The organism is Pelomonas sp. SE-A7 (genome assembly GCF_030345705.1).
Taxonomy (GTDB): Bacteria; Pseudomonadota; Gammaproteobacteria; order Burkholderiales; family Burkholderiaceae_C; genus JAUASW01.
This window is the reverse complement of sequence record NZ_JAUASW010000001.1, coordinates 2,449,419-2,463,602: the sequence shown is the minus strand read 5'-3', so window position 1 is coordinate 2,463,602 and position 14,184 is coordinate 2,449,419. Positions and strand designations below refer to the sequence as shown.

The following is a 14,184-nucleotide window of genomic DNA, read 5'->3' as shown; positions in this document are numbered from 1 at the left end:
TCAACCGTCTACCGATTCAACCCGCAAGAAAGAAGGCCCACCATGAAAAAGATGCTTCTGTCGTTGGCGCTGGCGGCTGCTGGCCTGGTGTCGACCCTGCCGGCCCAGGCGGCCGCCCTGGTGTTCAGTGCGACGTCCACCCACATCAATGTGGGCGACAGCGTGACCATCGAGGCCAAGATCACCGGACTCGGAGCCCAGGTCCTTTCGGCCTACGACCTCAACTTCATCTACTCCGGGTCGGTGCTCAACTGGTTTTCCATCTCGCAGAACCTCGCCAGCTTCGGACCCGACTACATCGGCGGCGCCGCCGATCTGACCGATGGCAACCTGGACTTCTATGCCAATTCGCTGATGGACGACGCCTACCTGATGGCCAACCAGCCGGACGAGTTCCTGCTGTTCAGCTTCACGCTGAATGGGATGATGAACGGATCGACGATGTTCACGCTGGGCGGTGATCCCGATTTCGAACGGAACTTCGTGGGCCTGGAGTTCCAGACCATGGACGTCGACGTAGGCAGCATCTGCATTGCGGTCGGGGATGGGGCCTGTGCCGTACCAGAACCAGGTTCCTATGGCCTGGTCGGCCTGGCGCTCGCCGGCGCCCTGGTGCCCGCCTGGCGGCGCCGCTCGGGTCGCCCTGCGAACTGAAGGTCTCGGCAGTCTTGCCGCGATTGAAACAAGGGCCGGCGTCCTGATGGGCGCCGGCCCTCTTTCTTGCTTGCCTGTGTCGCTTGGATCTCAGTCCCTGAACTTCGGCGCCTGCCCCGTCTGGCCGGCCGCCATGGCTGCCATCAGGTCCTCGCTCATCAGCATGGCGGCATTCCAGGTGGCGATCTGGTTGAGGCCGTCGGCCACCGAATGGTCGCGGCTGTAGTTCAGCATCTCCTTGGCGCCGCGGATCGACAGCGGTGACTTGGAGGCGATCTGTGCCGCCAGTTCGCGCACGCCGGCCTGCAGGGCCTCGCGGCTCTCGAACACGCGTTGCACAAAGCCCTGGGACTGGGCCTCGGTGGCATCGAAGCGGCGGCCGGTGTAGCTCAGCTCGCGCACCCAGCCTTCGTTGCCGACGATCTTGGGCAGCCGCTGCAGCGTGCCCACGTCGGCCACCATGCCTATGTCGATCTCCTTGACCGAGAAGTAGGCGTCGGCGCTGCAGTAGCGCATGTCGGCGCAGCAAGTCAGGTCGATGCCTCCGCCGACGCAGGCGCCATGGATGGCGGCCAGCACCGGCTTGCGGCAGCGCTCCAGCGAGCTCAAGGTGTCCTGCAGGTCCAGGATCAGCCGGCGCAGGTTCTCGCGGGCGCGGCCGTCGCAGTCGTCGTGGATGGCGGGCAGCAGGCCGGCCATCAGACCCAAGTCGATGCCGGCCGTGAAATGCTTGCCCTCTCCCTCCAGGATGGCCACGCGCACTTCGCGCGTGCGGTCCACCCATTCGAAGGCGCTGCGGATCTCGTGCCACATCGCCAGGTTCATCGCATTGGCCTTGTCGGGCCGGTTCAGGCAGACGGTGGCGATGGAGCCGTTGACGGCGAGGCTGAGGGTTTCGAAGGTCGGCAGTGTCATGGCAGCGGGCGGGCACAGAGGGGGCCGGGCCATGGTACCCAGGATGCGCCGACCGGCGGGTCGCGGGCGTGACGCCGACCGGCGGCATAGCGACAGCCCGGTCGCCGACGACAAACTGCAGAACCAGGGCGACCGACTGCTGGGCCTCCGTGGCGCAGTGGCGCTAGGCTCCGGCATCGGCAACTCGCGGAGTCCGGACCATGCACAAGCGCTTCCTGCTGCAGGCAACTATTGCGCTGCTGCTGGTGACCTCCTCGGCCCGCTCGGGCCCGCCCCTCGACGAAGTCCAGCGTCGCGAGGACCTGGCCCGGTTCGAGACCGAGTTCCTGCAGCGCGACCAGGCCTACATGCCCGAGGCACGTCGCCAGGCCGAGCAGCGGCTGGCGGCCCTGAAGGCCCGCAGCGGCCTGATGGACGAAGCCCCGTTTGCTCTAGAGCTGGCCCGCATCGCCGCCCTGGCCGACAACGGCCACAGCATGGGGCTGCCGATGCCGCGTGCGGATCGCTTCAATCGCGTGGCGCTGCGGATGGTGCCGTTCGGAATCCGGTTCCACGTGCTGCGAACCCAGGAGGCCGATGCCGATCTGCTGGGCGCCAGCCTGGACGCCATCGACGGCCATCCGCTGGAGTCGCTGCGAGCGGCTGCCCGGGAACTGCAGGGCGGCACGCCGGCCTGGCGGGACCGCTGGGCGCCCTACCTGTTCGAAAGTCCCGAGCAATTGCATGCGCTGGGTCTGGCCGCCTCGCCGACCGAGGCGCGCTACCGCTTTCGCCTCACCGACGGTCGCCTGTTAGAACGTACGCTAGCTGCCGAACCGCCGCGCCCCGACCGGCCGCGCGCCAGCACGGAGCGCCTGCTGCTGCCTGGCGTGCTGGACGGGTCGCTGGGCTGGCGCGGCCCCCTGGAAGCGGCCCGCGCACCCTGGTCGCTGCAGGAACCCGGCGCGCTGGCGCGCCTGCGCTTCGATGCCGAGGCAGCAATGCTGGTGCTGGACCTGCGCATCAACCGCAGCACGGCCACGCTGAAACTGCCTGACTTCTTCGCCCAGGTGCACGACGCCGTGAAACTGCACCGGCCGCGCCATCTGGTGCTGGACCTGCGCCAGGACGGTGGTGGCGACCTCACGCAGACGCGCGACTTCGTCCAGGGCCTGCCTGCGCTGGTGGAGGGCCGGCTGTTCGTGCTGACCAGCCCTTGGACCTTCTCGGCCGCGATCAGCACCACCGGCTACCTGAAGCAGGCGGCCCCGCAGCGCGTCACCCTGGTAGGCGAGGAGGTCGGTGACCGGCTCGAATTCTTCGCCGAAGGACGCACGATCACCTTGCCGCATTCGCGTGTCGTGCTGCTGCCGGCCAGCGAGCGACATGACTACGCCGACGGCTGCCGGCGCTTCAAGGACTGCCACGGCAACGTGCAGCGTCATCCGATCGCCGTGACCACACTCGCCCCCGAGATTGCCGCGCCCTGGACCTACGAGGCCTGGGTGGCCGGCCGCGACCCGGCCATGGAGGCGGTGCTTGCCGACTTGCGCTCTGCGCCGCGTTGATCGCCGGCACGCCGCCAGATTGCGTCGGATGCCCGTGCCGCATGGCGGCGCTGCTACGCTTGCGGCCCGCAGCCCCACTGCCGCCCATCGCCACCCACCGCCATGCCCGCCTCGCCGCCTCCTGCGCCTTCGAGACCCGAAGCCTTTGCCTTCTGGCTCAAGCTGGGCTTCGTCAGCTTCGGCGGGCCCGCGGGCCAGATTGCGCTGATGCACGAGGAACTGGTCGAGCGGCGCCGCTGGATCTCCGAGAGCCGCTTCCTGCACGCGCTGAACTACTGCATGGTCTTGCCCGGCCCCGAGGCCCAGCAACTGGCCACCTACATAGGCTGGCTGATGCACAGGACCTGGGGCGGCCTGGTGGCCGGCGGCCTCTTCGTCCTGCCCTCGCTGCTGATACTGATCGCCCTGTCCTGGGTCTACCTGGCCTGGGGCCAGCTGCCGGCGGTGGCCGGCCTGTTCCATGGCATCAAGCCGGCCGTGACCGCCCTGGTGCTGCATGCGGCCTGGCGTATCGGCTCAAGGACTCTGAAGAACCGCTGGCTCTGGGCCATCGCCGCCATGGCCTTCGTCGCCATCTTTGCGCTGCAGCTGCCGTTCCCGCTGATCGTGCTCGGCGCCGGCCTGATCGGCTGGCTGGGCGGGCAATATGTGCCGCAGCAATTCCGCGGCGGCGGTGGCCATGGCGCGGCGCAGGCCGGCTACGGTCCGGCGCTGATCGATGACCACACGCCCACGCCCGAGCACGCGCGCTTCAGCGCGGCGCGGCTGGGCCGCAGCGTCGCGGTCTTCGTAGGCCTGTGGGCGCTGGTCGAGGGCAGCCTTTGCGCGCTGTTCGGCTGGCAGGGCACGCTGACCCAGATGGGCTGGTTCTTCACCAAGGCGGCCCTGCTGACCTTCGGCGGCGCCTATGCCGTGCTGCCCTATGTGTTTCAGGGCGCGGTCGAGCACTACCAGTGGCTGACTGCGCCGCAGATGATCGACGGCCTGGCGCTGGGCGAGACCACGCCGGGCCCGCTGATCATGGTCGTGGCCTTCGTCGGCTTCGTAGGAGGATGGGGCCGGGCCCTGTTCGGTCCCGAGTCGCTGCTGCTGGCCGGTGCCGTGGCCGCGGCCGTGGTCAGCTTCTTCACCTTCCTGCCCTCGTTCTTCTTCATCCTGGCGGGCGGGCCCTTCATCGAGACCACGCATGGCAAGCCGGGCTTTACCGCGCCGCTGACCGCCATCACCGCGGCCGTGGTCGGCGTGATCCTCAACCTGGCGCTGTTCTTTGCCTGGCATGTGCTGTGGCCGGCCGGCGGCGGCTTCGACACGTCGGCAGCCCTGATTGGCGTGGCCGCGGCCGTGGCGCTGTTCCGCTTCAAGCGCTCTGTGATCGAGGTGGTGCTGGGCGCCGGCATGGCCGGCCTGCTGCTGCGGTTGCTGGCCGCCTGAGCTCAGCAGCCCTCGATCTCCAGGCCGCTGACCCGCTGCGTGCGGCCTTCGACCTGGTAGCGCACCACGCAGCGGAAGTCCACCGGTCCGGCGTCGCCAGCCAGCTTGGCCGACTTGGCATAGACGTAGATGCTGGAGCCGTCGCGCTGCGGATGGACCGAGGTCGGCTTGCCCAGCTTGGCCAGCAGCTCCTGCAAGGGGGCGCCGCGCCAGGCGGCGAGGTTGCGATCGAACTCGGCCTGGCGGGCGGCGTCGACCTGTTGCTGACTGCTAGGCTTGGTGGGCTCGCCGGGCGCCGTCGTTGTTGTGGAGCGGCCCGTGGGAGAGGGCGAAGAGGGCGGGAGGCTGCTGCATGCGGCCAGCAGCAGGCCGGCGAGCAGGGCGGGGATGCGGGAAGCTGAGTAGCGTTTCATGGCGCCTCTAGCCTAGACCGGCCGTGGCCACACGCTGTATCCAATTGCAAGCGCAGAGCCCCTCACTTCAGGGGCGCGGCTGCACCCAAGCTTCATAGTCGCGCGGGCCGCCAAAGCGCTGCCAGGTCTTGCCCTCGGGCCGGCCCAGCAAGGCGGAGAGCAGCACGCCGTTCATCTCGCCGACCAAGCGGGTGTGCAGGATCTTGTTGTCCGGGTTCCTGTGCAGGAAGAAGGCGATGCGGCCATCGCCGGAGCGGCGGCGCAGCCAGTCGGCGTCTTCCTCCAGGCTCATGGGCCGCAGCGGCGCGAGAAAGTCCAGCATGCGGTGCGAGGCGCGCCAGGTGCCGCCGGTCGGGCCTATCACCGGCTTGCCGTCGATCTGGATGTTGCGGTCGTCGTAGGCGATGACTACCAGCTGGCGCCGCGCATCGCCGTCCAGCCAGTCCAGCAGCCGCCGGCCATGGCCGGCCGAGGCCTCGAAGTTGTAGTTGGCGTCCAGCAGGGCGATGCGGTCTATGGCCGGCGGGATGGGGGCCTGCTCCATCAGGCCGAAGATCAGGCCGCCGCCACCGCTGTGGGCCATCAGGTCTATGCGCACCGGGCCCGGCAGAGGGTCGGCCAGATGCGCCACCACCTCGGCGATGCGGGCGTTGGCGTCCTGCGGATGGGCGCGCCGCCAGGCCGGCCAGGACAGGCCGCGGGCTTCCATCAGCACCAGCACCAGGTTTTCTTCGCCGGACGAGCCCAGCTCGCGCAGCCGGCGCCACTGGGCGCCCACATGCTGGATGTCGTAATGCCAGTCCAGCCCCGGCTCCAGTCTGGCGCCCAGGGTCTGCTCGATGCTGTTGCCATTGGGCAGGGCGAAGGCCAGGAGCCGCGTGGGCTTGGCCGGGTCCAGCCGCGGCGGCGCCAGATAGAGCAGGCGCACGCCGTCATTGACCTGCAGTTCCAACCGCTGTTCGTCGAAATGCACCGAGCGCTGGAAGCCGGGCAGCAGGGCCGGCGCGTTGGCGCAGGCCGACAGCAGAAGGGCCAGCGAAGGGGCGAACAAGCGGGAGAACAAACGGGCGAACAACGGGGCAAGCACTCGCATGGCTGGGCATTCTCGCAACGAAGGCTGGCGCCGGGCCGAGGCATGATGCGAGGGTGTCCACCGAGCGCCCAGACCCCCAGGCTTTCGACGCCCAGCTCCAGGCCGCCGCGCGCAGCGGCGACGCCGGGCATTTCGACGAGTTGCGCGCCCGCCTGACCGGCGCTGGACCGGCGCCTTTCTCCTCGGCCTGGCAGCGCTTCTTCGCAGCGGGAGGCGCTGCGCAATGGGCCGAGCTGCCGCACCGCGCCGAGCGGGTGCGCCGGCGCATCCATGAGGACGGCGCGACCCACAACATCCATGGCCGCGACGGCGAGGCCGCACGCGACTGGCCGCTGGAACTGCTGCCCCTCTTGGTGGGCAGCGAGGACTGGCTGCAGATCGAGGCCGGCGTGCTGCAGCGCGCCCGCTTGCTCAACCAGGTGCTGGCCGATGCCTATGGCGAGCGCAGCCTGCTGGCGCGCGGCCTGCTGCCGCCGTCGCTGGTGCTGGCCCATCCGCAATACCTGCGGCCCATGCAGGGCTGCCGGCCGCCGGGCGGCGTGTTCCTGCATGTGCTGGCGGTGGATCTGGCGCGTGGCCCCGATGGTGGCTGGTGGGTGGTCGGCCAGCGCTGCCAGGCGCCCTCGGGCCTGGGCTATCTGCTCGAGAACCGGCTGATCGTCGCCCAGCAATTTCCCGAGGCCTTCCGCGAGCTGCGGATCCAGCGCCTGGCCGGTGCGCCGCAGGCCATGCTGCAGGGCCTGATGCGGCTGTCGCCGGCCGGCGAGCGATCGCATGTGGCGCTGCTGACGCCGGGGCCGCTGCACGAGACCTATTTCGAGCAGGCCTTCCTGGCACGCTACCTGGGCTTGAGCCTCGTGGAGGCCAGCGATCTGACGGTGCGCGGCGACCAGCTCTTCCTCAAGACCCTGCAGGGCCTGGAACGCATCCATGTGCTGCTGCGCCGGGTCGATGACGAATACCTGGACCCGCTGGAGCTGCGCGCCGATTCCACGCTGGGCGTGCCGGGCCTGCTGCAGGCGCTGCGGGCCGGCGAGCTGGTGATGGCCAATGCGCCCGGCGCTGGCTGGCTGGAGAGTCCGGGCCTGTCGGCCTTCTGGCCGGGCGTCTGCGAGGCCTTGCTGGGCGAGCCGCTGAAGCTGCCGGCCGTGACCTCCTGGTGGTGCGGCGAGGCCTCGGTCTGGCGCGAGCACCGCGGGCAGCTGGCCGACTATGTGCTGGCGCCCAGCTTCCCGGCCAGCGACTGCACCCAGAGCTTCATGCCGCAGCTGCTGGCCGGCCTGTCGCCGGCCGAGCTGGAGCAGGTGGCGCGCGATGTCGAGGCCGATCCGGCCGCCCACACCTTGCTGGCGCGGCTGCGGCCTTCGCAGACGCCGGTCTGGCGCAGCGGCGCGCTGGAGCCGCGGCCGGCCGTGCTGCGGGTCTATGCCATGACCGACGGCCGCGGTGGCTGGAGCCTGCTGTCCGGCGGCCTGGCCCGTGTCGCCAGCCGCGGCGAGGGCGGTGCCGATGCCTGGCTGTCCATGCGCGAAGGCAGCGCCAGTGCCGACTGCTGGGTGCAGACCGAGGGCCCGGTGGACCGCAGCCCGCTGGTGCAGCAGCCGCTCAGCGCCGCCGAGCTGGGCCAGAGCCAGCGCCGGGTCAGCAGTCATGCGGCCGAGAACCTGTTCTGGCTGGGTCGCTACACCGAGCGGGCCGAGAACGCCGTGCGGCTGGCGCGGCTGAGCCTGGAGACGCTGGCCGCCATCCAGCGCAGCGTCGCGCCGGCCGAGCTGCAGATCATGCTTGGCGAGCTGTGCGCGCAGCAGGGCTTGCTGCCTGCGGGTGTGAATGCCTCGTCGGCCCTGGAGCTGGAGCGCCAATTGATCAGCTCGCTGGGCGACTTGCAGGGCGCGCACAGCGTGGCTTGGAGCCTGCAGGCGCTGCGCCAATGCGGCCAGGCCTTGCGCGAGCGGCTGTCGGCCGAGCATTGGCAGCTGATCCACGAGGTCGGCGAGCATTTCGGCGAACACCTGTCCACCGTGCTGGCCAGCGGCAGCGCCGAGCCGCTGGCCGATGTACTGGGCCTGCTCGGCCGCGCGGCCACGCATCTGGCGGCGATCACCGGCGCCCAGACCGACCGCATGACCCGCGACGACGGCTGGCGCCTGCTCAGCGTGGGCCGGCAGATCGAGCGGCTGGACTTCCTGGCCGGCGCGTTGGACCTGGGCCTGGCCCATGGCCTGCACCGGCAGGACGAGGGCTTTGCCCTGCTGCTGGGCCTGTTCGACTCCACCATCACCTACCGCGCCCGCTTCCAGGCCAGGCTGGAGCTGCTGCCGCTGGTGCAGCTGCTGGTGCTGGACACCGAGAACCCGCGCTCGCTGGCCTGGGTGGCGCGCACGCTGCGCGATCGCCTGCTCAAGCTCTCGCGCCAGGAGGCGCGCTGGGCCGAGGTGGCCTTGGCGGCCCTGCCGCAGCCGGGCCAATGGCGGCTCGAGGCGCTGGCCCAGCTCGACGACCAGGGCCGTCCCGCCTCGCTGGCCCGACTGCTGCGCGACTGCGGCAGCGAGGCCCGGGCGCTGTCCTCCGCCATTGGCCGGCGCTTCTTCGCCCATGTGGGCAACGACGTCCATCGGGTGTGGCAATGAGCGAGCACGCCGCACGCCGCTGGCTGCATGTCCGCCACGACACGGTCTACCACTACGCCGCGCCGGTGGAGCTGGCCCATCACCTGGCCTGCCTGCGGCCGCGCGAAACGGAGCGCCAGCAGCTGCGTCATTGGCGGCTGGACATCAGCCCGCGGCCCGACCGCTGGGAAGGCACGGGCCTGCCACGCCACGCGCTCAGCGAAGACGTCTGGGGCAACGGCCGCATCGTGTTTTCGCATAACGCGGTTCATGAGCGTCTTGTCGTCAGCAGCAGTTTCGAGGCCGGCCTGCTGGCGCCGCCGCCGCTCGTGGCCGAAGACAGCCCGCCCTGGGAACAGGTGGCCGGGCAATTGCGCTACCAGGCTGGTGGCATCCGTCTGGAGGCGGCCGAGTTCACGCTGGCTTCGCCGTTGGCGCGCCCCGAGCCTGCGCTGGCCGAATTCGCGCAACGGGCTTTCACGCCGGGCCGGCCGCTGGCGGCCGCGGCGCTGGCGCTGATGGCGCAGATCCACGCCGGCTTCCGCTATGTGCCGCACAGCACCGACGTGGCGACCGACGCCTCCCAGGTCCTGGCCCTGGGCCAGGGCGTCTGCCAGGACTTCGCCCATCTGCTGATCGCGGCCTGCCGTTCGCTGGGCCTGGCGGCCCGCTATGTCAGCGGCTATCTGCTGACCCAGCCGCCGCCGGGGCAGCCGCGCCTGGTGGGGGCTGATGCCTCGCATGCCTGGGCCGAGGTCTGGTGTCCACGCCAGGGCTGGATTGCGCTGGACCCGACCAATGACATGCAGGCCGGCCTCGACCATGTGCTGCTGGCCTGGGGTCGCGACTATGCCGACGTGGCACCGCTGCGTGGCGTGATACGCGGGGGCGGCCAGGCCAGGCCGCAGGCCTCGGTGACGGTGGAGCCCGTCAGAGATTGACGGAGAAGAGTCGGCGCAGGAACAGCTGCTTGAAGCCCTGGGCCTGGTCCAGCCCCAGCCTTTCCAGGTAGGCCTCGGGCACCGGCCGTTCGCCGGTCAGGCTCTGGAACACCATGGGCAGCAGCTCGGCCGGATGGGCGCTCGCATGCTTGAGCTTCTTCAGCGCGCGCACGATCTTCAGCTCGTCCTCGTCCAGGTCGGTGCCGAACGGGAAGTCGGCCAGCAGGCCGGCATTGCGCCAGGGCCGCAGCTGCTCGCGCAGCATCTCCGGGCTGTTGCTGCGGAAGCGCTCGGGGATTCGGTAGTCCGGCTCCAGCTTGCCGTGGGCGACGGCCTGCTCACGAAGCGATTCCTGGAAGCGTGAGTCGGTCACGTTCAGCAGCCGCTTCACCACCTCGGCATCGGTCTGGCCGCGCAGGTCGGCAACGCCGTATTCGGTGATCACGAGGTCGCGCAAATGGCGCGGGATGGTGCAGTTGGCGTAGTCCCAGACGATGCTGCTGGTCAGGCCATGGGCGTTGTCGTGGGTGGCGCGCATCAGGAGCACCAGGCGCGCATCGGGCAGGGCATGGGCCATGGCGACGAAGTTGTACTGGCCGCCCACGCCCGAGACCATCTGGCCCGAGGCCAGGCCGTCGGACGAGGCCGCGCCCAGCAGCGTCATCTTCATGGTCGTGTTCATCAAGCGGGCCTGGCGGCGCTGGGCACGCTTCAGCGACTCGTCGGCGAAGCGGTCGCCCCAGAGCTCGTTGACGAAGGAGATGCGCGTCATCGAAATCTGCTCGCGCAGCGGCTCGCGCAGATCGCGCAGCCGCTGGTAGAAGTCGCCCGGGCCGAGGAAGAAGCCACCGTGCATCAGAGGTGCCTCGCGCCAGCGCTCGCCGATGGCGCTGTCGTCGTCCAACGTGGTGGGCCTTGCGCCCACTCGCAGGACACCGAAGCGTTCGAGGTAGGCGATGTCGTCCTCGCGCAGCGGCCAGGCGATGCGGCCGCGCTCCAGCAGCAGGCGCAAGACATTGGCGCCGGGCCTGGGGCCGAGCCGGCCTTGGTCCGATAGCGACTGCAGCGTGGCATCCATGAAGACGCGGCGGCGCACGATGCCGGCATCGATCAATCGCATGAAGCCATTGACGAACATCTCCGAGCAGCCGTACAGGCCCTGGGCGAAGGGCTCCAGCTCGCGGCCTTGCAGATCGCCGCCGGCCAGGCCGGTGAGCATGCGGCGGTAGGACTCGTTGTGGCGGTCGCGAACGATCAGCGCATTGGCGATGGCATCTCCCAGCGAGCCAATGCCAATCTGCAAAGTACCGCCATCGACCACGAGGCTGGAAGCATGCAGGCCTATCGCATGGTCGGCCCAGCCTATGGCGGCATTGGGTGGCGCGAACAGCGTGTGGCTGCAGGCCGGCTCGTCGATGACGATGTCGAAGCGCTCCGGCGCCAGCGCCGCCTCGCCGACCATGAAGGGCAGCTGGCGGTTGATGGCCGCCACGGTCATGAGCGGGCGGCCGGCGGCGCCCATGCGCTCGATCAGGTCCAGGGTCAGGTCGGGATTGCTGGAGAGCGAGAGCAGGCCGTCTCGCTCGGCCACGGCCTGGGCGATCAGGTTGACGCCTTGCGCCATCATGTCGCGCACCACGAAGCTGTAATTGGTGCAGACGAAACCCTGCTGGGCGGCGTCGTTGCCGAGGTAGTCGCCGGTCTTCATGAAGAACTCGTGGACCGCGATATTGGGCGGCAGGCCGGGCCCGCGCAGCGCCTTCACATAGTCCAGGTCCGGATAGTCGGCGAACACCCGCTCGCGCAGCGGCGCCAGGAAATGCTCTTCCAGCTCGCTGTGGCCGACCGGCTTCTCCAGCGACAGCGCCGTGAAGATCGCCAGCCGGCGCGAGGGCTCGGCGGCGATGCGCCGGTACAGCGCATTGACGAAGGCATTGGGCTTGCCTATGCCCAGCGGAATCGCCATCACGAGGTCGCCGGGAATGGCCTGCAGCACGGCCTCGACTGCGGCTTCGATGCTCTGAGTCTTCTTCGTCATGCGGTTCGTCTCCTGTCTCCAGTGTCGAACCGATGGACCCGGTCCGGCTTGACGTCGGACAAGGGCCGGCCTCGCCTCACTTCCAGGTACAGCCCTTGCCGCGTGCCGTGTCCAGGGCCAGCGGGATCACGGCCAGGATGCCGGCGTTCTCGTAGGCGCGCCGGCAGTCGGCGCGCTTGGCGGCCTCCAGTTCCTGCTCCAGCTTGCTCTTCTTGTCGGGCGGGGCCGGCACCAGGTCGACCATGCCGCGCACGCCCTGGCGGGCCAGCGGGCCGCCGCTGCGCGGCAGTTCCAGATTGAGCTTGGGCGCGCTGGCGCCCGGCGCCGGGGGCAGGGCCAGGTCGCTGCCGATCTTGCGGCCGGCATCGGGCGCGCCAGCCGGTGCTGCATTGCTGGCGCCGGGCGTGGTGACGGTGCGCTGCGGCGCGCTGTTGTCGGAGGTGCTGGGGCTGGTGGAGGGGCTGGCCGCAGGCGTGGTGGCGGCCGGTGCGGCAGCGACCGGGGCCTGGACCGGCTCGGCGGCCAGGCGTGGGGTCTCAGGCAGCGGAGCGATGGCCGGCGCGGGGCTGGCCTGCGTAGGCGTCGGCAGGCTGGGCAGGGGCTTGGCCGGCACGGCGGTCGAGGTCGGGGCGGCCACGGTGCCCAACGGCGTCGGCGTTTGCGGCAGGGCGGCGGGCAGGTGCACCTCGTTGGCCTGTACGCGGCTTGGCAGCGTGGGCAAGGGCTTGCTGGTCAGCGGACTGGCCGTCGTGCCCTGCTCGATGCGCGACATCGGCTTGGGCGTGGCGGTGAGTTCGGGTGTCACGACGCTGTCGACGCTGGTGCTCGTCGGCAGGGCATTGGGCAGGGTCTTGAGCGCGGGGGTGGCGGATTGGCTGACGGCGCGTTTGCTGGGCGCCAGCGTCGGTGCCGGCTGCAAGAGCTCGCTGCTTGCGGGCAGCGATTGCAGGGTCTGAAGCGAGCTGGCCTCGGGGTTGCTCACGCGGTTCAGCGTCCTGGGCTCGGGCGAGGGCTCGCTCTTGGCCGGTTCGGCCGGCGCGGCCGTGGCGCCGGCCCCCAGCTTCTCGCTGGGCAGCGGTTGCAGCTGGCCGCCCGGCACGGTGTCGGCCAGTCGGCTCAACTCGGGCTCTTCGCGGATCGGGTTGGTCTGGCCGACACGGGCAGCGCCGGGTGCAGCATCGGTCGGCGCTTCGGTGCTGCGCACCTGGCCTCCGATGCGGGGGGTGTCGCGCGGCGGCGCATCGCTGCTGCTGGGGCGCGGTGCGGCCGCGCTGTCCGAGCCCTTGCGATTGGGGCCGGGTTCGCCGCGCAGCGTCACGTTGATGCGGCCCCACAAGCCCTCGCCGACCTGGGCCGTGCCCGGGGTCGAGCCTATCCAGGCGACCAGCAGGCCGTGCAGCAGCAGGGCCAGCAGCAGGCAGCGCTCCATGGGAGTAGGCGCGCGGCCGGTGGGAGGCCAGGTGACGATGGTCGGGGCTGTGCGCAGCGACAGGAGCACGGAGGTTCGTGGGTTCGGTGGAGCCGGCCCTAGTGTCTCGCATCGCGGGGCTCATTTCTGGTCGGACACAAATCGGGCAAATGGGGGACAAGGCCCCAGGCTGCAATGGCGCTCAGGCAATGCAACCGGAGCGAACAGCATGCAGCACGACCATGACCAGGGACTGGCCTACGACCTCGAACAACTGCTGCGCCAGCGCCGCCGGACGCTGGGCTGGCTGGCCGGTGTGGGCGCGCTCGGCCTGCTGGGCTGCGGCGGCGGTGGGGGTGATGCATCGAGCTCCGCCGGTTCGTCGACGACCAGTGGCAGCAGCAGCAGCGGCGGCGGCAGCAGTTCCGGCGGCGGGACCACCACCACCGGCAGCTGCAGCGTGATTCCCGAAGAGACCGCCGGCCCCTACCCGGGCGACGGCTCCAACTCCGCCAACGGCGGCGTCGCCAATGCGCTGATGCTCAGCGGCATCCTGCGCTCCGACATCCGCAGCAGCATTGCCGGCGCCAGTGCCGTGGCCGGCGGCGTGCCGCTGAGCCTCAAGCTGCGCCTGGTCAACACCAACGGCAGCTGCGCCGACCTGGCCGGCTATGCGATCTACCTCTGGCACTGCGACCGCGAAGGCCGCTATTCGATGTATTCCAGCGGCGTGACCGCCGAGAACTATCTGCGCGGCGTGCAGGTCAGCGGCAGCGACGGCATGGTCACGTTCACCACCATCTTCCCGGGCTGCTACGACGGCCGCATGCCGCATATGCACTTCGAGGTCTACCGCAGCAGCACGGCGGCCACCTCGTTCAGCAACAAGATCAAGACCTCGCAGATCGCCTTCCCGACCGACATCTGCAACACGGTCTACGCCAGCAGCGGCTATTCGGCCAGCGCGACCAACCTCGCCCGCATCAGCTTCGCCGCCGACAACGTCTTCAGCGATGGCTACGCCACCCAGCTGGCCACGCTCACCAGCAGCGTGGCGGCCGGCTACGCGGCGACGCTGACCGTGGGCATCTCGGTGTGAACCGCGGCGGGTGGGCTGGGTTATCGTCCACGGGCG

At 70.1% G+C, this 14,184-nt stretch carries 11 protein-coding genes; 6 read left to right on the top strand and 5 right to left on the bottom strand.

The features are described from left to right. The first annotated feature begins 42 nt into the window (after positions 1-42). The gene (locus QT382_RS11180) at positions 43-654 is read left to right on the top strand and encodes a PEP-CTERM sorting domain-containing protein (RefSeq protein ID WP_289254114.1); all 612 of its coding nucleotides are present in this window, start codon (positions 43-45) and stop codon (positions 652-654) included. A gap of 90 nt (positions 655-744) precedes the next feature. Here the strand turns inward: QT382_RS11180 and QT382_RS11175 are convergent, their stop codons facing one another. Beyond that, positions 745-1,569, bottom strand: a complete 825-nt coding sequence (locus QT382_RS11175) for a crotonase/enoyl-CoA hydratase family protein (RefSeq protein WP_289254113.1) — start codon at positions 1,567-1,569, stop codon at positions 745-747. 200 nt (positions 1,570-1,769) lie between these two features. On the opposite strand from QT382_RS11175, the gene QT382_RS11170 reads away from it, so the two are divergent. Both QT382_RS11170 and chrA read left to right on the top strand, forming a co-directional pair. Further along, positions 1,770-3,116 carry a S41 family peptidase gene (locus QT382_RS11170; protein WP_289254112.1) on the top strand — a complete coding sequence of 449 codons (1,347 nt, stop codon included), beginning with the start codon at positions 1,770-1,772 and terminating at the stop codon, positions 3,114-3,116. A gap of 102 nt (positions 3,117-3,218) precedes the next feature. Beyond that, a complete protein-coding gene (gene chrA / locus QT382_RS11165; protein WP_289254111.1) occupies positions 3,219-4,547 on the top strand; it encodes a chromate efflux transporter in 1,329 nt (442 codons plus the stop codon). 2 nt (positions 4,548-4,549) lie between these two features. Here the strand turns inward: chrA and QT382_RS11160 are convergent, their stop codons facing one another. Together QT382_RS11160 and QT382_RS11155 are read right to left on the bottom strand one after the other, a co-directional pair. Next, positions 4,550-4,960, bottom strand: coding sequence for a hypothetical protein (locus QT382_RS11160; RefSeq protein WP_289254110.1), 411 nt, complete (start codon positions 4,958-4,960; stop codon positions 4,550-4,552). Positions 4,961-5,027: 67 nt separating this feature from the next. Beyond that, positions 5,028-6,053, bottom strand: coding sequence for a hypothetical protein (locus QT382_RS11155; protein WP_289254109.1), 1,026 nt, complete (start codon positions 6,051-6,053; stop codon positions 5,028-5,030). A 53-nt stretch (positions 6,054-6,106) separates the two neighbouring features. On the opposite strand from QT382_RS11155, the gene QT382_RS11150 reads away from it, so the two are divergent. Together QT382_RS11150 and QT382_RS11145 are read left to right on the top strand one after the other, a co-directional pair. Continuing rightward, on the top strand, positions 6,107-8,683 hold the full coding sequence (locus QT382_RS11150; RefSeq protein ID WP_289254108.1) for a circularly permuted type 2 ATP-grasp protein: 2,577 nt from the start codon (positions 6,107-6,109) through the stop codon (positions 8,681-8,683). Then, the gene (locus tag QT382_RS11145; protein WP_289254107.1) at positions 8,680-9,603 is read left to right on the top strand and encodes a transglutaminase family protein; all 924 of its coding nucleotides are present in this window, start codon (positions 8,680-8,682) and stop codon (positions 9,601-9,603) included. Before QT382_RS11150 ends, QT382_RS11145 begins: the two co-directional genes overlap by 4 nt. On the opposite strand, the gene QT382_RS11140 is transcribed toward QT382_RS11145, so the two are convergent. Both QT382_RS11140 and QT382_RS11135 read right to left on the bottom strand, forming a co-directional pair. Continuing rightward, entirely contained in the window at positions 9,593-11,641 is a 2,049-nt protein-coding gene (locus QT382_RS11140; RefSeq protein ID WP_289254106.1) for an acetyl-CoA hydrolase/transferase C-terminal domain-containing protein, read from the bottom strand. The genes QT382_RS11145 and QT382_RS11140 overlap by 11 nt on opposite strands. 76 nt (positions 11,642-11,717) lie before the next feature. Next, entirely contained in the window at positions 11,718-13,139 is a 1,422-nt protein-coding gene (locus tag QT382_RS11135) for a hypothetical protein (RefSeq protein ID WP_289254105.1), read from the bottom strand. Positions 13,140-13,278: 139 nt separating this feature from the next. On the opposite strand from QT382_RS11135, the gene QT382_RS11130 reads away from it, so the two are divergent. Beyond that, a complete protein-coding gene (locus QT382_RS11130) occupies positions 13,279-14,148 on the top strand; it encodes a dioxygenase family protein (RefSeq protein WP_289254104.1) in 870 nt (289 codons plus the stop codon). Positions 14,149-14,184 lie beyond the last annotated feature (36 nt).